This window comes from Aureimonas ureilytica DSM 18598 = NBRC 106430 (assembly GCF_000382705.1).
Taxonomy (GTDB): domain Bacteria; phylum Pseudomonadota; class Alphaproteobacteria; order Rhizobiales; family Rhizobiaceae; genus Aureimonas; species Aureimonas ureilytica.
Genome location: NZ_ARQE01000001.1, coordinates 392,332 through 410,983, shown reverse-complemented (window position 1 = coordinate 410,983; position 18,652 = coordinate 392,332). Strand labels below are relative to the sequence as shown.

General features: G+C 69.6%; 12 protein-coding genes and 1 pseudogene. 4 read left to right on the top strand and 9 right to left on the bottom strand.

Annotated elements, in window-relative coordinates; translation table 11 throughout:
- Window positions 1-36: 36 nt before the first annotated feature.
- The 9 genes and pseudogenes from B146_RS0101925 to B146_RS0101875 all read right to left on the bottom strand — a co-directional run bounded on the left by B146_RS0101925 (window position 37) and on the right by B146_RS0101875 (window position 11,192).
- Window positions 37-3,048, bottom strand: a complete 3,012-nt coding sequence (locus B146_RS0101925; protein ID WP_019994724.1) for a 2-oxoglutarate dehydrogenase E1 component — start codon at window positions 3,046-3,048, stop codon at window positions 37-39.
- Between the two features lie 216 nt (window positions 3,049-3,264).
- Window positions 3,265-4,167 (bottom strand): succinate--CoA ligase subunit alpha, encoded by a 903-nt coding sequence (sucD, locus tag B146_RS0101920; protein ID WP_019994723.1) that lies wholly within the window; start codon window positions 4,165-4,167, stop codon window positions 3,265-3,267.
- A 54-nt stretch (window positions 4,168-4,221) separates the two neighbouring features.
- The gene (gene sucC, locus B146_RS0101915; RefSeq protein WP_019994722.1) at window positions 4,222-5,409 is read right to left on the bottom strand and encodes an ADP-forming succinate--CoA ligase subunit beta; all 1,188 of its coding nucleotides are present in this window, start codon (window positions 5,407-5,409) and stop codon (window positions 4,222-4,224) included.
- A gap of 611 nt (window positions 5,410-6,020) precedes the next feature.
- Window positions 6,021-7,196 carry a cell division protein ZapE gene (zapE, locus tag B146_RS24715; RefSeq protein ID WP_081630875.1) on the bottom strand — a complete coding sequence of 392 codons (1,176 nt, stop codon included), beginning with the start codon at window positions 7,194-7,196 and terminating at the stop codon, window positions 6,021-6,023.
- Between the two features lie 219 nt (window positions 7,197-7,415).
- Entirely contained in the window at window positions 7,416-7,985 is a 570-nt protein-coding gene (locus B146_RS0101900) for a protease inhibitor Inh/omp19 family protein (RefSeq protein WP_019994719.1), read from the bottom strand.
- 288 nt (window positions 7,986-8,273) lie between these two features.
- Window positions 8,274-8,915 (bottom strand): annotated as a pseudogene (locus B146_RS0101895) (carbonic anhydrase); the annotation flags it as partial.
- Window positions 8,916-9,009: 94 nt separating this feature from the next.
- Window positions 9,010-9,780, bottom strand: a complete 771-nt coding sequence (locus tag B146_RS0101890) for a DUF429 domain-containing protein (RefSeq protein ID WP_019994717.1) — start codon at window positions 9,778-9,780, stop codon at window positions 9,010-9,012.
- A 31-nt stretch (window positions 9,781-9,811) separates the two neighbouring features.
- Window positions 9,812-10,711: a pyridoxal kinase PdxY gene (gene pdxY / locus B146_RS0101885; RefSeq protein ID WP_019994716.1), complete on the bottom strand. Its 900-nt coding sequence runs from the start codon at window positions 10,709-10,711 to the stop codon at window positions 9,812-9,814.
- Between the two features lie 223 nt (window positions 10,712-10,934).
- The gene (locus B146_RS0101875; RefSeq protein ID WP_026358246.1) at window positions 10,935-11,192 is read right to left on the bottom strand and encodes a hypothetical protein; all 258 of its coding nucleotides are present in this window, start codon (window positions 11,190-11,192) and stop codon (window positions 10,935-10,937) included.
- A gap of 157 nt (window positions 11,193-11,349) precedes the next feature.
- Between B146_RS0101875 and B146_RS0101870 the strand changes: the two genes are divergently transcribed.
- The 4 genes from B146_RS0101870 (at window position 11,350) to B146_RS0101855 (ending at window position 18,646) form a co-directional block, all read left to right on the top strand.
- On the top strand, window positions 11,350-12,006 hold the full coding sequence (locus tag B146_RS0101870; RefSeq protein ID WP_019994713.1) for a LemA family protein: 657 nt from the start codon (window positions 11,350-11,352) through the stop codon (window positions 12,004-12,006).
- A 13-nt stretch (window positions 12,007-12,019) separates the two neighbouring features.
- Window positions 12,020-12,934, top strand: a complete 915-nt coding sequence (locus B146_RS0101865; RefSeq protein WP_019994712.1) for a TPM domain-containing protein — start codon at window positions 12,020-12,022, stop codon at window positions 12,932-12,934.
- 9 nt (window positions 12,935-12,943) lie between these two features.
- Window positions 12,944-13,576: a TPM domain-containing protein gene (locus B146_RS0101860; RefSeq protein WP_019994711.1), complete on the top strand. Its 633-nt coding sequence runs from the start codon at window positions 12,944-12,946 to the stop codon at window positions 13,574-13,576.
- 189 nt (window positions 13,577-13,765) lie between these two features.
- Window positions 13,766-18,646, top strand: coding sequence for an NAD-glutamate dehydrogenase (locus B146_RS0101855; protein WP_019994710.1), 4,881 nt, complete (start codon window positions 13,766-13,768; stop codon window positions 18,644-18,646).
- Window positions 18,647-18,652: the final 6 nt, after the last annotated feature.

Sequence of the window (18,652 nt, the reverse complement as noted above, 5' to 3'; positions counted from 1 at the left end):
GAATCAAAAAAGGGGGGTCGGGACATGCGGCGGCCGTCAGGCCGCCGCGTTGCCGAGAGCTTCCTCGAGGAAGGCTTCCAGCTGGGCGATATGCTTCGACATGGTGCCGACCGCGGGCGAGGCCGCCGCCTGGCGTCCGGCGTAGCGGGCGCGACGCTTCGGGCCGCCGATGCGGTCCAGCACCCACTCCAGATAGGGCTCGATGAAGCTCCAGGCACCCATGTTCTTGGGCTCTTCCTGGCACCAGACGATCTCGGCATCCTTGAAGCGCGACAGCTCGTTGACCAGCGCCTTGGCCGGGAACGGGTAGAGCTGCTCGACGCGCAGGAGGTAGATGTCGTCGATGCCCCGCTTCTCGCGCTCTTCCAGAAGGTCGTAATAGACCTTGCCGGTGCAGAGCACGACGCGGCGGATGTCCTTGTCCTTGCGCAGCTTCACGGTGAGCGAGTTCGGCTTCATCTCGGCGTCGTCCCACAGGAGACGATGGAACGAGGTGTCGCCGCCCATCTCGCTCAGGTCCGACACGGCGCGCTTGTGGCGCAGGAGGGACTTCGGCGTCATCAGGATCAGCGGCTTGCGGAAGTCGCGCTTCATCTGCCGGCGCAGGATGTGGAAGTAGTTGGCCGGCGTCGTGCAGTTGGCGACCTGCATGTTGTCCTGGGCACAGGCCTGGAGGAAGCGCTCCAGGCGCGCCGAGGAGTGCTCGGGACCCTGACCCTCGTAGCCATGCGGCAGGAGCATCACGAGGCCCGACATGCGCAGCCACTTGGCTTCGCCCGACGAGATGAACTGGTCGATCACGACCTGCGCGCCGTTCACGAAGTCGCCGAACTGGGCTTCCCAGAGCGTCAGCGCGTTCGGCTCGGCCAGCGAGTAGCCGTATTCGAAGCCGAGCACGGCCTCTTCCGAGAGCATCGAGTTGATGACCTCGTAGGCCGCCTGGCCCTTGGCGAGGTTCGAGAGCGGAATGTAGCGGTTCTCGTTGCGCTGATCGTAGAGCACCGAGTGACGCTGCGAGAAGGTGCCGCGCTCGGAATCCTGGCCCGACAGGCGGATCGGCGTGCCCTCGGTCAGGAGCGAGGCGAAGGCCAGGGCCTCGCCGGTCGCCCAGTCGAGATTCTCGCCGGTCTCGATCGCCTTGGCGCGGTTCTCGAGGAAGCGGCCGATCGTCTTGTGGACCTCGAAGTCGCCGGGGACCTCGGTCAGCTTGCGGCCGAGTTCCTTCAGCGTCTTGACGGGAACGCCGGTGCTGCCGCGACGCTGCTCGTCCTCGTCGTCGGCGCGCTTGAGGCCCGACCACGCGCCGTCCAGCCAGTCGGCCTTGTTCGGGTTGTAGCTCTGGCCGGCCTCGTATTCGGCCTCGAGGTCCGCGCGCCATTCGGCGCGGCGGGCATCGACGTCCTCCTGGCTCAGCACGCCGTCGGCGACGAGCTTGGCGGCGTAGATCTCGAGCGTCGTCTTATGCTCGCGGATCTTGCGATACATGATCGGCTGCGTGAAGCCGGGCTCGTCGCCTTCGTTGTGGCCGAAGCGGCGGTAGCAGAACATGTCGATGACGACGGGCTTGCCGAAGGTCTGGCGGAACTCGATCGCGATCTTGGCGGCGTAGGTGACGGCTTCCGGATCGTCGCCATTGACGTGGAAGATCGGCGCCTCGACCATCTTCGCCACGTCGGACGGATAGGGCGAGGAGCGCGAGAAGCGCGGATTGGTGGTGAAGCCGATCTGGTTGTTGATGATGACGTGCAGCGTGCCGCCGACGCGGTGGCCGCGCAGGCCCGACAGGCCGAAGCATTCCGCCACGACGCCCTGGCCGGCGAAGGCCGCGTCGCCATGGATCAGGAGCGGCAGGACCTCGGCGCGCACCTCGGCCGGAACCGGCTCGGTGCGGGTGCGACCGCCGCCGATCTGGTCCTGCTTGGCGCGGGCCTTGCCCATCACGACCGGGTTGACGATTTCCAGATGCGAGGGGTTGGCCGTCAGCGAGAGGTGGACCTTGTTCTGGTCGAACTCGCGGTCGGACGAGGCACCCAGATGGTACTTCACGTCGCCCGAACCCTCGACGTCCTCGGGCTTGAAGGAGCCGCCCTTGAACTCGTGGAAGATGGCGCGGCGCGGCTTGCCCATGACCTGGGCGAGCACGTTCAGACGGCCGCGATGGGCCATGCCGAACACGATTTCCTTGAGGCCCATCTGGCCGCCGCGCTTGATGACCTGCTCCAGCGCGGGGATCAGCGCTTCGCCGCCGTCGAGGCCGAAGCGCTTGGTGCCCTTGTATTTGATGTCGATGAACTTCTCGAAGCCCTCGGCCTCGATCAGCTTGTTGAGGATGGCGCGCTTGCCCTCGGGCGTGAAGGCGACGCCCTTGTCAAGCCCTTCCATGCGCTCCTGAATCCACTGCTTCTCGGCCGGGTTCGAGATGTGCATGAACTCGACGCCGATCGTCGAGCAGTAGGTGCGCTCCAGAATGTCGACGATCTCGCGGATCGAGGCGAACTCCATGCCGAGCACGCCGTCGATGAAGATCTTGCGGTCGAAATCGGCTTCGGTGAAGCCGTAATTGGCCGGGCTCAGCTCGTTGTAGTCTTCGTCGGCGGACTTGGCGATGCCGAGCGGATCGAGCTTGGCATGGAGATGGCCGCGCACCCGGTAGGCGCGGATCAGCATGACCGCGCGCACCGAATCGCGCGTCGCCTGAAGGATGTCGGCTTCGGACGGGCCGGCAGCGCCCTTGGGCGCTTCGGCGGCCTTGTCGCGCAGCTTCTTCTCGATGCGGGCTTCGGTCTGGCCCCAGTTGCCGTCGAGCGCCGAGACGAGTTCGCCATTGGCCGCGATCGGCCAGTTGGCGCGCTGCCAGGACGGGCCTTCGGCGTTCTTGACCACCGTCGCCTTGTCGTCGGCCATCGCGCCGAAGAAGGCGCGCCATTCCTCCGAAACGGAGGCGGGGTCGCGCTCGAAGGCGGCCGCCAGTTCCTCGATATAGTCGGCGTTGCCGCCGTAGAGGAACGAGGTCTGCGCGAAGGATTCGTTCGCCGGGTTGCGTGCCATGATCTGAAAACGCGGCTCCCGCTTTGTCGGGCGCCGTCTCCTTGGAAGGGGAAAAAGGGCGAAGGTCGATGTCTTCGCCGTTCACTCGAAACGCGTTTACCCGGTTTCACCTTGCGCGAAGGCCGCGCGGGCCGGGTCAGCCGCGCGGCATCCTCTCTTCTAGGGGCATTCCGGCCGAAACGGGGCGAAACCGCCCCGCTCGGACCGGAAGATGCGTCAGCCCTTCAGGACTTCCACCAGCGTCTTGCCGAGACGCGCCGGCGAGGGCGACACGCGGATGCCCGCCGCTTCCATCGCCGCGATCTTGGATTCCGCGTCGCCCTTGCCGCCCGAGACCACCGCGCCGGCATGGCCCATCGTGCGGCCCTTGGGCGCCGTGCGGCCCGCGATGAAGCCGGCCATCGGCTTCTTGCGGCCGCGCTTGGCCTCGTCGATCAGGAACTGCGCGGCGTCTTCCTCGGCCGCGCCGCCGATCTCGCCGATCATGATGATCGACTTGGTCTCGTCGTCGGCGAGGAACATTTCCAGGACGTCGATGAACTCGGTGCCCTTGACCGGATCGCCGCCGATGCCGACCGCCGTCGTCTGGCCGAGGCCCTCGTTCGTGGTCTGGAACACCGCCTCGTAGGTCAGGGTGCCCGAACGCGAGACGATGCCGACATTGCCCTTCTTGAAGATCGAGCCCGGCATGATGCCGATCTTGCACTCGTCCGGCGTCATGATGCCGGGGCAGTTGGGGCCGAGGAGGCGCGACTTCGACTTCTCGAGGCGGGCCTTCACGCGCACCATGTCGAGGACGGGAATGCCTTCGGTGATGCAGGTGATGAAGGGGATCTCGGCCTCGATCGCCTCGATGATGGCGTCGGCGGCGCCGCTAGGGGGCACGTAGATCACGGAGGCGTTGGCGCCGGTCGCGTCCTTGGCCTCGGCGACCGTGGCGTAGATCGGCAGGCTCTCGCCCTTCGAGCCGGTCCAGGTCTCACCGCCCTTCTTGGGGTGGATGCCGGCGACCATCTGCGTGCCGTGATAGGCGAGCGCCTGTTCCGTGTGGAACGTGCCGGTCTTGCCGGTCAGGCCCTGCACGATGATCTTGGTGTTCTTGTCAACGAGAATGGACATGGGTCTTTCGAGACTCCGAAAAGTGCGTCGGTCGGCGGAAGAAGCGCGGGCGGATCAGACCGCCGCGACGATCTTCTGCGCGGCGTCGTCGAGGTCGTCCGCCGCCGTGATGGCGAGGCCGCTCTCGTTGAGGATCTTCTTGCCGAGCTCGACATTGGTGCCCTCGAGGCGCACCACGAGCGGAACCTTGAGGCCGACTTCCTTCACGGCGGCGATCACGCCTTCCGCGATGACGTCGCACTTCATGATGCCGCCGAAGATGTTGACGAGGATGCCCTCGACCTTCGGGTCGGCCGTGATGATCTTGAAGGCCGCCGCGACCTTCTCCTTGCCGGCGCCGCCGCCGACGTCGCAGAAGTTCGCCGGCTCCTTGCCGTAGAGCTTGATGATGTCCATCGTCGCCATGGCGAGACCGGCGCCGTTCACCATGCAGCCGATATTGCCGTCGAGCGCGACATAGGCGAGGTCCCACTTGGAGGCCTCGATTTCCTTGGCGTCCTCTTCGGTCTCGTCGCGCAGAGCCTTCATGTCGTCGTGGCGGAACAGCGCGTTGCCGTCGAAGGAGACCTTGGCGTCGAGCACCCGGAGGTGGCCGTCGGTCATGACGATCAGCGGGTTCACTTCCAGAAGCGCCATGTCCTTCTCGACGAAGGCCTTGTAGAGCGCCGGGAACAAGGACTTGGCGTCCTCGCGGGCCGCGCCGTCGAGGCCGTAGGCGTCGGAGATCTTGGCGACATCGGCGTCGGTGACGCCCGTCTCAGGGTCGATCGCGACGGTGATGATCTTCTCAGGGGTATCGTGCGCGACGGCCTCGATGTCCATGCCGCCTTCGGTGGAGACCACGAAGGCCACGCGGCCGACCGAGCGGTCGACGAGCAGCGAGCAGTAGAGTTCGCGGGCGATGTCGGCGCCGTCCTCGATGTAGAGGCGGTTCACCTGCTTGCCGGCCTCGCCCGTCTGCGCGGTGACGAGCGTGTTGCCGAGCATTTCGGTCGCGTGGGCGACGGCTTCCTCGACGGACTTGGCGAGGCGCACGCCGCCCTTGGCCTCAGCGCCGAGTTCCTTGAACTTGCCCTTGCCGCGACCGCCGGCATGAATTTGCGACTTCACGACATAGAGCGGGCCCGGAAGCTGCTTGGCGGCGGCTTCGGCTTCGCTGGCGCTCGTGATGGCGATGCCGCTCGCGACGGGCGCGCCGAAGCCCTTGAGAACCTGCTTGGCCTGGTATTCGTGAATGTTCATGGGATCATCTCTTTGGGAGCGGGATCGATGCCACGGGCCGCGCGGGCGAAGCGCCAGCGGGCCCGGAGCTGCGGAGGGGCGAAGCGGCCCGTGCGGGAGGACGCAGGCGCGCGGGCGGACAGGGGCGCGCGAACGAAAAGGGGCATGCCGGCGGCGATGGCCGCAGGCTCCGTCCCGATCCGTTGAATGCGCGGTCGCGCCATGACGCCTCGTTTCGCATTGGCGGCGCGGGCGGATCGCAGGGGCTCGGAGACGACGGGCCATGCCCTTCCCCTCCGGCACCCCGGGCGTCCTGCCCCGGCCGGTCTTGGGCGCTGAGTTACCCGCCTCCCGGCTAAAGCGCAATCATTGCTTTTGGGGCACTAGCAGTTTCAAACGGTTAGACCATGTGGGGCTTACGTAAAGGTCAATGGTAAAGCGTCGTTCGAACAACGGGAAAGCTGGCGAGGACGCCTCAAAATGAAATTTTTCCAAGGATCGCCGGAAGCCGGCGTCCGTTGTGCCGGACACGCGCTTCCGGCGGCAAGGCACCCCGCGTCCCGAACCCGAGGCGCCGAGCCGTCGGGCGTTTCGGGACGCGTTGACTTTGAGGGCATCCGGCGACGCCCCGCTCAGGCGGCGGCCTTGGCGCGGGCGCGGTCGAGATAGTCGCCGGAGCGCATTTCGGTGAGGCGCGAGACCGTGCGATCGAACTCGAACAGCTCGGTGCCGGAGCTCGCCCGATACAGCTCGTGCGCGGGCGCGGCGGCCGAGACCACGATGCGCCGCCCGGCATCGTAGAGCGTGTCCACCAGGAGAATGAAGCGCTTGGCCTCGTTGCGCTGGTCCTGCGTGAGGACGGGAATGCCATCCAGCATCAGCGTGTCGTAGCGCGCGGCGAGCGCCAGATAGTCGTTGGCGCCGAGCGGGCGCTGGAGCAGATCGGCAAAGGCGAAGCGCGCCGCCCCGTTGCCGGCGCGCGGCACCGCGACCCGCCGCCCGGCGACCTCGACCGCTTCCGGCGCTTCGCTCGCCCCGGCGAGGATCGAGCGCCAGAGCCCGTCCATGCGCCGCTCCGCCTCCGGGCCGAGCGGCGTGACATAGAGGCTTTCGCCCTCCACGGTCTCCATCCGGTAGTCGGTCGGGGCATCCAGAAAATAGAGTTCCGTGTGCCGCTTCAGGGTTTCCACGAAGGGCAGGAAGAGCGGGCGGTTGAGGCCGTTGCGGTAGAGATCGTCGGGCGCGACATTGCTCGTGGCCACGAGAACGACGCCTTGCGCGAACAGCGCGTCGAAGAGGCGCGACAGGATCATCGCGTCGGCAATGTCCGTCACGGTGAATTCGTCGAAGCACAGGAGCCGGGCTTCCGCCGCGATCGCCTCGGCGACGGGCGGGATCGGATCGTCGCCCTTCGCCTCGCCCGCCTTCACCGCCGCGCGGTGCGCGTTGATGCGCGCATGGGCCTCGCGCATGAATTCGTGGAAATGCAGCCGGCGCTTGCGCGGCTCGGGGCAGAGCTTGAAGAACAGGTCCATCATCATGGACTTGCCGCGCCCGACCGAGCCGTAGATGTAGAGCCCGCGCGGCGCCTCCGGCTTGTCGCGCTTGCCGAAGAGCCAGCCGAGCGCGCTGGATTTGGCCGGCAGCGCCTGGAGCTTCAGCTCGCGCCCGATCCGGTCGAGCTTGTCGGAGAGATCGGCCTGGATCGGGTCGGGCTGGATGTCGCCCGCGCGCACGCGCCGCTCCAACTCGGTGCGCACCGGCCCGCGTTCGGAACCGGGCCTGCCGTAACCCTTCGCATCAGCCATGTCGGATCAACCTCAAGAACAAGCGCGCCCGCGCCCCCTGCCCCACCCGCGCAACGAGAGGGCGGAAGAGCGCCGAGGCGGCGCGGCATGGCCGGCCTGTTAGCATCCGCCGGGGCGCACGGCAAAACGCCGCCCGGCCCGCTCCCGAAGGAGAAGGCCGGACGGCGCGACGAGACGCTGGCCTTCTCCTCAAGGAGCGGGCCGCGAGAAAGCTTTGGATCAGCGGTAGAGGCTGACCGACTGGCCGCCGCTCGTGGTGCCTTCGTAGCGCGTGCCGCCGGTGTTGCTGAGGGTGGCGACGGTGGAGCCGCTGGAATCCTTCAGAACGACCTGGCTGCCCGACACGTCCCAGGCGGACACGTCGGCGACCTGACCGGGGCAGCCGCGCGAGGCGGCGCGGTAGCCGCCGGTCCACTGCGTCAGCGCCATGAAGATCTGGCAATTGCCGCCGCCCGACGAGACGCGCCACGCGCCGACGAGACCTTCGCGCGTGACCGGCGCGGTGGAGGCGGTGCGGGTCGGCTGGGCGGCCGGCGTCGCGCCGTTCGCAGGCGGGGTTTCGCCGGTGGGCGGAGGGGTCTGCGCCGTGGTGGGCGGGGCCGCCGGCGGCGGAGGCGGCGGGGGAAGCTGGTTGGCATAGACCTGGCCCGTCGGCGCGGCGCGCAGCGGCGCGACGCCGGACCCGTTGCCGCCGAGGCTCGCGCCGCCGAGACCGGGGGCGACCGAATTGCACCCCGCCACGGTCAGAAGCGCCGCCAGGGCCGCGCCGGTCTTGGTCCAATGGGTCATGTCAGCCCGATCCTCGTGATGCGCCATCGGCGCCGTCCCCGACGCGCGCCGTTTCCATTCCGTTAAAAGGGAGGGCCGCCGGGTTTCGCAAGCCGGCTCACCACCCTTTCGTTAAAATGCAAGGTAAATTGTGGCGAGGCGGCCACGCAAGAGCCAAGCGCGCCCGCGAGGGCGATGCGCTCAGTTCGCCCCTTCCGAGAGCGCGTCCTCGCTGCCGTCCGCCGGCTCGTCCTTGACGCCGTGCATCGGATCGCCCGCCGCCAGACTGTCCTTCGGCTCGGGGTCGAGATCCACGAGCGGGCGCTGGAAGTCGCCGCTCTCGTTGTCCATCGCCCAGAGCTCGGCGGTGGAAATGTCGAACCAGGCGCCGTGCAGGGTCAGGTCCCCCGCCGCCTCGCGCTCGGCGATATAGGGGAAGGAGCGCAGATTGCCGATCGAGGTGCGGATCGAGATGCGCTCCAGCGCGGTCTGCCGCTCGCCCGAGGTGAGAAGCTCGTTGGACGAGACGGCGGCGGCCACCGGCTCCAGGATGCTCATCCACTTGCCGATGAAGTCGCCGGGCGACAGGGGCTCGGCATCGGGCGAGAGCGCCGCCTTGATGCCGCCGCAGCGGCCATGACCCATCACCACGATGTGCTTGACCTTGAGCGCCTGCACCGCGAATTCCAGCGCCGCCGAGGTGCCGTGGAAATCGCCGTCCGGCCGGTAGGGCGGCACGAGATTGGCGACGTTGCGCACCACGAACAATTCGCCCGCGCCCGCGCCGAAGATGGTTTCGGGCGCCGCGCGCGAATCGCAGCAGGCGATCACCATCGTGTCGGGCGCCTGTCCCTCCCGCGCCAGCGTGCGGTAGCGCTGGGTTTCCTGCAGATAACGGCCTTCCACGAAGCTCCGGTAGCCGTCGAGAAGAACGGAAGGAAGAAGGGACATGGGCGCTCCTCTAGGAAAGCCGCGCCTTTCGGGGCAGCCGCGGCCGATCGATTCGAACGTCTCTAACCTTTTTTGCACATGCTCACATAGGGAGCTACGCCCAGATCGCCACCGGCAGGCCATGGGCGTCGCGGCCGGGCGGGTCTGGGTGGCTGACCGCCTGCCCGCGCGCGATGCGCCGCGCCACGAGAAGCAGCGCGCAGGCATCCAGCCGATCGTCCTCGCCCGCCCCGCGCGGCGGCGCACCCTCGAGAAGCGCGGGCGGCAGGGCGGCGGCGCGCAGGACCGCCCGGCGCTCCGCCATGCCATCCGGCGAGGCCCGCCCGCCCCGCTTCTTGGGCTGGCGCATCGCCGCCCCGCCATTCAGCCGCGCGAAGGCAAGCTCGGGATGGCTCTCGTGAACGCGGGCGGCAAGGGTCGGGTCGGCGCGCAGGAGGCGGTCGAGTTCCACGATGCGGGGGAACAGGCAGAAGCCCTGGATCGACACGGCGCGGGACGGCATGGACGTCGCGCGCGACAGGGCGGTGACGCGCGCGAAGGCGGCCCGGCGCTCCCCAGCATCGCCGAAGGGCCCGGCCCCGGCCTCCACCGCGGGGCGCGCGGGAATGAAGAACAGGCTGGAGCGGCGCTCCGGCGGCAGAAGCGGCCGGGCGGCGATCTCGGCGGCGCGGCCCGCGCCCTCGATCCGATCCGGCAGGCCGATCGGCATGTCCACGGCAATGAGCGCCTCCTCGGGCAGCGCGGCCACGAGATCGGCGAAGCGGGCGTGGACGCGAAGCTCGGTTCGCCCGCGCGGATGCTCCACGGCCGCGATCCAGCCGGCCCGGCATCCGTCGACGCCGGCAAGGCTTCTCCTTTCGCTCAAACCCCGATCCCGCGCGGCGACGCGAGCCGCCTCAAGCGCGCCGGCCGCCGGTCGCCAGACGGCGGATCTGCACCATGGCCATCGGCGTCTTCAGACTGTCGGCGTCGGTTTCCAGCGTCAGCTCGTCCTTGCCGCGCTTGGTGGTGCGGGCCAGGATCTCGAACACGGCGGCGGTGGTGGATTGGAGGGCCTTCTCGCCCGAAAGCCCGGCGAGCTTGCGCGCCAGGAACACCGCGCCCGTGAGGTCGCCGAGCCCGTTCGGAACGCCCTCGATGCGCCGATGCTCGGCGAGGATCGCCGTGTCGTCCTCCACCAGGAGATTGCCGATGCCGCCGCGCAGCAGCGGATAGGCCGAGGTGACCACGACCGAGCGCGGCCCGAGCGCGCTCGCCGCCTCCACCAGATGATTGTTGGCCGAAAATTCGAGCCCGGTGAGGAATTCGAGCTCGAAGCGGTTGGGCACGGCGATGTCGGCGCGCGGGATCAGCTGGTCGCGGATCGCGTCCAGAACTGCGCGCGGCTGGTAGAGCCGGCCCGCGCCATCCGCCCCGCCGTCGCCGAGCACGGGGTCGCAGAGATAGAGCGCGCGCGGATTGCGCGCCTTCACCGCGTCCACCAGCGCGGCCACGGCCTCGACCTGCCCCGGCGCGCCGAAATAGCCCGAGATCACCGCGCCGACCTCGCCGAGCCAAGGCGCGCGCGCGAGGTCCGCCGCGAAGGCCGCGAAGGTCTCGGCGTCCGGCACGATCCGCGTCGAAGGCCCATGGCCGGGATGCCAGGGCAGCGTCACGGTCGGCACCGACCAGACGGGATAGCCGAGCGTTTCCAGCGCGAAGACCACGGCCCGGTTGCCCACCGTGCCGCGCGCGACATGCGACGAGATCGAGAGAACCGCCGGCTTTTCATCCGACGCGGCAGAGACATAGGACATGGGAGCCTAGAGGATGTTGCGGGCGAGACGGGAGCGCGCGCCCGGCGGGACAGGAAACGAACCGGGCGCGAAAGGGCGAAGGCGGCGCGTCGCGACGGTCGCGCTGGCCGGCACGGAACGACGCGCGAGCGGCCCCCGCGCGGCCGAAAGCCGCCTCGCGCAGCCCATGCGGCGCGCGCTGACCCGACCCGAAACCGACCGCTGCTTCATCGTCGCCCCTGTTCTACTGCGCCATCAGACTGACCGCGAGATAGGCGGCGAGCCCGCAAAAGGCGGCAAGGCCCGCCAGCCGGCCGATGCGCGTGCCCCAGACCTCGATCCGGTCGGCCGGGTCGGCGTCGCCGCCCCAGAAATGCCGGCGCACGCCCTGGCTCATCCGCTCGGCCGACAGGCCGATCTGCGGCTCCGTTTCCTGACGCACGCGGCGCAGGATCGCCTCGGCCTCGTCGCGGCGCTCTTGGTCTTGGGGTCGTCCTGTCATGGCGGCGAACCTGACCGAAAAGCCGGTGCGGGGCAAGACGAGGCCGGCGCCCCGGCGCGCATAAGCTTTTTTGGGTGAAACAGCCCTCCTGCCCGCCGCGACATCTTGCCCTATATCGGGGCGGTCTTGCCAGTGTGCTGGCCCGTGACCTGAAGGAATGCGTCCCGTGTCCCAGTCCGCCGCCGCGTCGCTCGACGCGTCCCACTCCGCGCCGTCCCGCTTCGCGCCCTTTCGCCTCGCGCTTGCCCTCTTTCTTCTCGCGCCTTTCCTGTCCGCCTGCGGGGTCAACAACGTGCCGACCCTCGAAGAAAGCGCCAAGGCGCGCTGGGCCGAGGTGCAGAACCAGTATCAGCGCCGCGCCGATCTCATTCCCAATCTCGTGGAAACCGTGAAGGGCTATGCCGCGCAGGAGCGCGACGTCCTGACGGCGGTGACGGAAGCGCGCGCCAAGGCGACGCAGACCACGATCCAGGCCGACCAGCTCACCGACCCCGCCGCCGTGCAGCGCTATCAGATGGCGCAGGAGCAATTGAGCGGCGCGCTGTCGCGCCTGCTCGTCACGGTGGAGCGCTACCCGGACCTCAAATCCAACGCCAACTTCATGGCGCTGCAAAGCCAGTTGGAAGGCACGGAAAACCGCATCGCCGTGGCGCGCCGCGACTATATCGAGGCCGTGCAGGCCTACAACACCGAGCTTCGCACCGTTCCGGGCCGCTGGATCGCCGGCTTCCTCTACCCCGACGCCAAGCCGATGCAGGTCTTCGAGGCGCGCGTCGGCGCCGACACGCCCCCGCCCGTTTCCTTCCGGCCCTAAGGGCGCGCGGGTGATGCGCGCCCTGCCTGGTCCGATCGGCCTCCGTCCGACCCGCCTCGACCCGCTCGCTCGCCGGAGCGCGTTCGAGCGTCTGGCCCGGCGCTGGCGCGCGCTCCTGCCGCTCGCCGCGCTCTGCCTCCTCGCGCTATACGCCCTGCCCGCGAGCGCGCAGACCTTTCCGCCCTTGAGCGGGCGCGTGGTGGACGCGGCAGAGCTTCTCGACGCGGCGACCGAGGCCGACCTCACCCAGAAGCTCGCCGCCTTCGAAGAGCGCTCCAGCGATCAGGTCGTGGTCGCGACCGTGCCCGATCTGCAAGGCACCGACATCGCCGACTATGGCTACCGTCTCGGTCGCGCCTGGGGCATCGGCCGGGAAGGCGAGAACAACGGCGTCATCCTTCTCGTCTCCAAGGGCGATCGCAAGGTGCGCATCGAGGTCGGCTACGGGCTGGAGGGCACGCTCACCGACGCCCTGTCGCGCCTCGTGATCGAGAACGACATCCTGCCCCGCTTCCGCGCCAACGACTATGCGGGCGGCATCCGGGCAGGCACGGAGGCCATTCTCCAGATCGTCGGCGGCGATGCCGAGGAGGTGAAGCAGCGCGCCGAGCGCAATGGCGGCTGGCAGGAAGGCAAGGGCGAAGGCTGGTTCGGCCTCGTCGTGATCCTGTTCATCCTGTTCGTCGCGGTCGGGCCGATCGTCCTCGCCTTTCTGGCGCGCCTGTTCGGCGGCGGCGGCGGGCGCGGCGGTCCCGGCAGCGGCTTGCGCCAGCCGGCGCGGCGGCGGCGGCGCGTAGGTCCGATCAGCCCCGGCTGGGGCGGCGGCTTCGGCGGCGGCTCGGGCTGGGGCGGCGGCTCGTCCGGCGGCGGCGGGTTCTCGGGCGGCGGCGGATCGTTCGGAGGCGGCGGCGCCTCGGGAAGCTGGTAGGAGACGGCCATGGTGCTTCGCTTCACGGAGGACGACCACGCGCGCATCGCCGCCGCCATCGCGGCGGCGGAACGGGAAACGAGCGGCGAAATCTATGCCGTCTTCGCCCGCGCGAGCGACGATTACCGCTTCGTCGCCGCGACGCTCGCGCTGGCTCTTTCCCTTCTTCTCGGCTGGCTCGCCGCCGCGCTCGCCTGGCTCGCCGGCCTCGCGCTTCCCACGCTCGCGATCGAAACCGCGCAGCTCGCGGGCGCGCTTCTCCTGTTCTTCCTTCTGCGCTCCTCCCGCCTCGTGATGCTCTTCGTGCCGCCGGCGCTGGCGCGGATGCGCGCCGCGCGCATGGCGCGGGCGCAGTTCCTCGCCCACAATCTCCACAGGACGCCCGATCGCACCGGCGTCCTCGTCTTCGTGTCCGAACAGGAGCGCTATGCCGAGGTGATCGCCGACGAGGGCATCGCCGCCCATGTCGAGCAGGGCGAATGGGACGGGATCGTCGCTGGTCTCACCGAGGCCGCGCGGGGCGACCGGCTGGCGGACGGGTTCGAGGCGGCAGTCGGCCGCTGCGGCGCGCTTCTGGCGACGCGCTTTCCGCCGCGCGCGGGAAGCGGCAACGTCCTTCCCGATCGACTGGTGGAAATCTAAGCCAGACGTTCCATTCTTCCGCCGGTGGGATCGTGCCGCGACGGCGCCCTGACTCTGTCGCGCGGAGATCACCCAAGGAAAGCCGCCAGCGGCGGGAGGCCCGAAAGCCCCGCGTCAGCGGGCCTTGGCAGGGTCCCGGCGCGATATGACGCAGCGTCGGCGGCCTGGCCGAACGAACGAGGAACCATCATGCCCGAATCGACCGGCGAGAAGCGCACCGTTCTCGAAGCCGTCCTGACGCGCCTGCCGGACGGGAGCGCGGCGCGAAAGCTGGCCCCGCTCCTCTTCGCCCGCCCGCCGGCCGAGGATCTCGCGCCCTTCGATCCGGCGTTTCTCGCCCGCATGGCCGAGCGCGCCGCCGCGCTTCTGGCCGACCACCGCCCCGGCGGCTCGCTGGTGCGCGTCGAGCGCTTCGAGGAGGCGGCGCGGCTCGGCCAGGGCGTGACGCTCGTCACGCTCGTGCATGACGACATGCCCTTCCTGTTCGACAGCGTGACCGCCGCGATCGCCACCAGCGCCCCGGCGATTCACGCCGTGTCGCATCCGGTGCTGGACGTGACGCGCGACGCCTCGGGCACGCCGACGGAATTCCAGGCGGCGGGCCGCGAGGGCTCGGGCCGCGAGCGCATCAGCCTCATTCAGGTGGCGATCGAGCCGAGCGCCGAGCCGAGCCTCGAAGCGACGCTCGCCGCCGATCTCGAGGCGATCCTCGCCGAGGTCGGCGTCGTCAACCGCGATCATCTGGCCATGCGCGCGCGCGTCGAGGACGCGGCGGGGGAGATCGAGGCGCGCGCCAGTCGCGAGGGTGACGAAGCCCGCGCCGCCGCCGAGCGCGAGGGCGCGGCGCTCCTGCGCTGGCTCTGCGACGACAATTTCATCTTCCTCGGCATTCGCGACTTCACCTACTACCCCGAGGGCGAGGCGCTGCGCCGGGTCGAAGGGGCCGAACTCGGCATCCTGACCGACCCGGACGTGCGCGTTCTCCGGCGCGAAGCGCCGGGCGCCTCCACCAGCGCCGAGGTCCGCGCCTTTCTGGAGGACCCCGCCCCGCTGATCGTGGCGAAGGCCAATGCCCGCTCGCGCGTCCATCGCCGCGTCTACATGGACTATGTCGGCATCAAGCGGCGCGACGCGGAGGGGCGGCTCGTCGGCGAAACCCGCGTCGTCGGCCTTTTCGCCTCCAGCGCCTATACGAGTTCGGTTCTCTCCATCCCGCTTCTGCGCCGCAAGGCGGAAACGGTGATCGAGCGCTTCGCCTTCTCGCCGCGCTCGCATTCGGCCAAGGCGCTCAGCGTGGCGCTCGACACCTATTCGCGCGACGAGATGTTCCAGATCGACACCGATCTCCTGGAACAGTTCATCGGCGTCATCACCGAACTCGGCGAGCGCCCGCGCATCCGCGTCCTGCCACGCATCGACCGCTTCGACCGCTTCGCCTCCGTGCTCGTCTTCGTGCCGCGCGAGCGCTACGACGCGCGGCTGCGCGACGAGATCGGCCTGCTTCTGGCCGAGCGCTACGACGGCCATGTCTCGGCCTGGTATCCGGCCTTCCCGGAAGGCTCGCTCGCCTCGATCCACTTCATCATCGGCCGCCGGGGCGGGGTGACGCCGCAGCCCGACCCGGCCGGGCTGGAAGAGGCGATCGCCGATCTCGCGCGTGACTGGATGTTCGGCTTCGAGCGCTCCAGCGCCGCCGCCGGCCATTATGGCGAGCTGATGGCGCTCGCTCCCGGCCTGCCGGACGGCTACCGCGATCTCGTGCCGCCCGACGAGGCGGTGGGTGACGCGCTGCACATTCTCGCCCTGTCGCACGAGCAGCGCCTCGCGGCGGACTTCTATCGCCGCAAGAGCGACGGCCCGGACGTGCTGCGCCTGCGCCTCTACAATTACGCCGAGCCGCTGTCGCTCTCGCGCCGCGTGCCGATCCTCGAGAATATGGGCTTCTCGGCCGTCGCCGAGCGCTCCTTCGAAGTGCGCCGCCCCGACGAGACCAATGTCTGGCTGCACGACATGGAGCTGACGCTGCGCGCAGGCGGCGCCATCGCGCTCCCCGATGGCGGCGCGGCGCTGGAGGCGACCTTTGCCGCCGTCACCGACGGGCGCATCGAGAATGACGGGTTCAACGCGCTGGTCTTCGCCGCCGGGCTCGACTGGCGCACCGCCAACATGCTGCGCGCCTATGCCCGCTATATCCGGCAGACGGGCTTCGCCTATACGGACGCCTTCATCGCGCAGGTTCTGGAGCGCCAGCCGGCCATCGCGCGCGATCTCGCCGAGCTCTTCTCCGCGAGCTTCGACCCCGCGCAGGCCGGCCGCGAGGACGCGCTGCCCGACGATCTGAAGGGCGACGGCGAGGCCGAGCGCGCGGCCCGGCGCGGCGCGCTCGCCATTCTCCAGCGCCTGCGCACGTCCCTCGACGCCCTGGAAACGCTGGACGAGGACCGCGTCGCCCGCCGGTTTCTCTCCGCGATCCTCGCGACGCTGCGCACCAATTTCTACGCCGTGCCGAAGGTCTCAGCCGATCCGAACTCGCGGCCCGCGCAGGTCGATCCGGCGCTCGCCTTCAAGTTCGACCCGCATCTTCTGGAGGGCGTTCCCGCGCCCGTGCCTTATCGCGAAATCTTCGTCTTCGACGCGCGCGTCGAGGGCGTCCACCTGCGCTTCGGCCCGGTGGCGCGCGGCGGCCTTCGCTGGTCCGACCGAAGCCAGGACTACCGCACCGAAGTGCTGGGCCTCGTGAAGGCGCAGCAGGTCAAGAACGCCGTGATCGTGCCGGTCGGCTCCAAGGGCGGCTTCTACCCCAAGCGCCTGCCTGACCCCGCGCAGCGCGACGTCTGGTTCGAGGCCGGCCGCTCGGCCTATATCGTCTTCATCGCCTCGCTCCTGTCGGTGACCGACAATATCGATGCGGCCGGTGAAACGGTGACGCCGCAGGGCGTGGTGCGCCACGACGATCTTGATCCCTATTTCGTCGTCGCCGCCGACAAGGGCACGGCGACCTTCTCCGACACGGCGAACGCGGTGGCCGAAGCGCGCGGCTTCTGGCTGGGCGACGCCTTCGCTTCCGGCGGCTCGGCGGGCTACGACCACAAGGCCATGGGCATCACCGCACGCGGCGCCTGGGAGGCCGTGAAGCGGCATTTCCGCGAGATGGGTTCCGGTGACAAGGCCTGGGACATCCAGTCCGAGCCCTTCACGGCGGCGGGCTGCGGCGACATGTCGGGCGACGTGTTCGGCAACGGCATGTTGCTGTCCGCGCAGACGCGCCTCGTCGCGGCCTTCGACCATCGCGACATCTTCATCGACCCGCAGCCGGACACGGCCGCCTCCTTCGCCGAGCGCCGCCGCCTGTTCGACCTGCCGCGCTCTTCCTGGAACGACTACGACCGCTCGAAGATCTCGGCGGGCGGCGGCGTCTTCTCGCGGCGCGAGAAGCGCATCACCTTGTCGGCCGAAGCGGCCGAGGCGATCGGCTGGGACAAGCGCTCGGGAACCCCGCAGGAGGTGATCTCGGCCATCCTGCGCGCGCCGGTGGACCTTCTCTGGTTCGGCGGCATCGGCACCTATGTGCGCGCCCGCTCCGAGACCAACCAGGATGTCGGCGACCGCGCCAACGATCCGGTGCGCGTCACCGGCCGCGACCTCCGCGCCAAGGTGATCGGCGAAGGCGCCAATCTCGCCCTCACCCAGCAGGCGCGCATCGAGGCGGCGCGCGCGGGCGTGCGGCTCAACACGGACGCGATCGACAATTCGGCGGGCGTCAACACGTCGGACGTCGAGGTCAACATCAAGATCGCGCTGCGCGCCGCCATGGCGGCCGAGCGCCTGACCCGGCCCGACCGCGACACGCTTCTCGCCTCCATGACGGACGACGTGGCGCGGCTCGTCCTGCGCAACAATTACGAGCAGACGCTGGCGCTCTCCCTGGAACAGCGCGCCGGCGCCTCGCGCCTCGCGCTTCAGACGCGGCTCATGAACGTTCTGGAGGAGACCGGCGCGCTCGACCGCGCGGTGGAGACCCTGCCGAGCGATGCGGCGATCGCGGACCTGCGCGCCAAGGGCCAGAGCCTGACGCGGCCCGAACTCGCCGTGCTTCTCGCCTATGCCAAGATCGACCTCTTCAACGGGATCGTCTCAGGCCCGCTGCCGGACGATTCCTATCTCCACGAGCGGCTCGTCTCCTACTTCCCGCCGGCCATGCGGCAGGGCTTTGCCGCCGAGATCGACGGCCATCGCCTGCGCCGCGAGATCGTGGCGACGGGGCTCGCCAACGATCTCGTCAACCGGCTGGGGCCGAGCTTCGCCGTGGTGCTGCGCGACGCGACGGGCCGCAATGCGAGCGCGGTCTGCCAGGGCTTCGTTCTGGCGGCCGACGGGTTCGAGGCCGCCGACCTTCTGAAACGCATCGACGCGCTCGACGCCGCCCTGCCCGGCGAGGTGCAGAACGAGCTCTACGCCGCCGTCTCGCTCTTCCTCCAGCGCGTCACGGTCGGCACCGTCCGGGCGGGCGCGACCGATCTCGGCCCGGCCGTCGCGGCGCTGCAGGAGCGCGTGCGACGCCTGAAGCCGCAACTGGCGATGCTCGCCAGCGAGCGCGCGCGTCAGGCCGTGGAGGCGGCGGAGGCCGACTATGTCGGCCGGGGCGTGCCGCAGGACCTTGCCGCCGATCTTGCCTTGCTTCCGCTTCTGGCGCTGGTGCCGGACATGGATGCCGTTTCACGTGAAACATCGCAGCCGATCGAGGCGGCGGTGCGCGCCATGTTCGAGCTGTCGCACGTCCTGCGCATCGGCCAGCTCGAAGCCGCGCTCGGCACGCTGCGGCCGACCGACTATTACGAGACGCTGGCGCTGGAGCGCGCCGCGAGCCAGATCGCGCGGGAGCGCCGCCGTCTGGCCGTGCTCGCCCTCCAGAACGGCCGGGGTCAGGATCCCGTGGCCGACTGGCTGGAATCACAGGGCGACGCGCTGCGCGATGCCAGCGAGCAGATGGCGCGCCTCGCCGGCACGGGCGAGACCTCGGTCTCGCGCCTCACCCTCGCGGCCGGTCTCCTGCAGGACCTCGGGCACTGACGAAGC

Excerpts from the sequence above, each read along its gene's own strand:
- B146_RS0101925 (WP_019994724.1), bottom strand. The coding sequence starts at position 3,048 with ATGGCACGCAACCCGGCGAACGAATCCTTCGCGCAGACCTCGTTCCTC.
- sucD (WP_019994723.1), bottom strand. The coding sequence starts at position 4,167 with ATGTCCATTCTCGTTGACAAGAACACCAAGATCATCGTGCAGGGCCTG.
- sucC (WP_019994722.1), bottom strand. The coding sequence starts at position 5,409 with ATGAACATTCACGAATACCAGGCCAAGCAGGTTCTCAAGGGCTTCGGC.
- zapE (WP_081630875.1), bottom strand. The coding sequence starts at position 7,196 with ATGGCTGATGCGAAGGGTTACGGCAGGCCCGGTTCCGAACGCGGGCCG.
- B146_RS0101900 (WP_019994719.1), bottom strand. The coding sequence starts at position 7,985 with ATGACCCATTGGACCAAGACCGGCGCGGCCCTGGCGGCGCTTCTGACC.
- pdxY (WP_019994716.1), bottom strand. The coding sequence starts at position 10,711 with ATGTCCTATGTCTCTGCCGCGTCGGATGAAAAGCCGGCGGTTCTCTCG.
- B146_RS0101875 (WP_026358246.1), bottom strand. The coding sequence starts at position 11,192 with ATGACAGGACGACCCCAAGACCAAGAGCGCCGCGACGAGGCCGAGGCG.
- B146_RS0101870 (WP_019994713.1), top strand. The coding sequence starts at position 11,350 with ATGCGTCCCGTGTCCCAGTCCGCCGCCGCGTCGCTCGACGCGTCCCAC.
- B146_RS0101865 (WP_019994712.1), top strand. The coding sequence starts at position 12,020 with ATGCGCGCCCTGCCTGGTCCGATCGGCCTCCGTCCGACCCGCCTCGAC.
- B146_RS0101860 (WP_019994711.1), top strand. The coding sequence starts at position 12,944 with ATGGTGCTTCGCTTCACGGAGGACGACCACGCGCGCATCGCCGCCGCC.
- B146_RS0101855 (WP_019994710.1), top strand. The coding sequence starts at position 13,766 with ATGCCCGAATCGACCGGCGAGAAGCGCACCGTTCTCGAAGCCGTCCTG.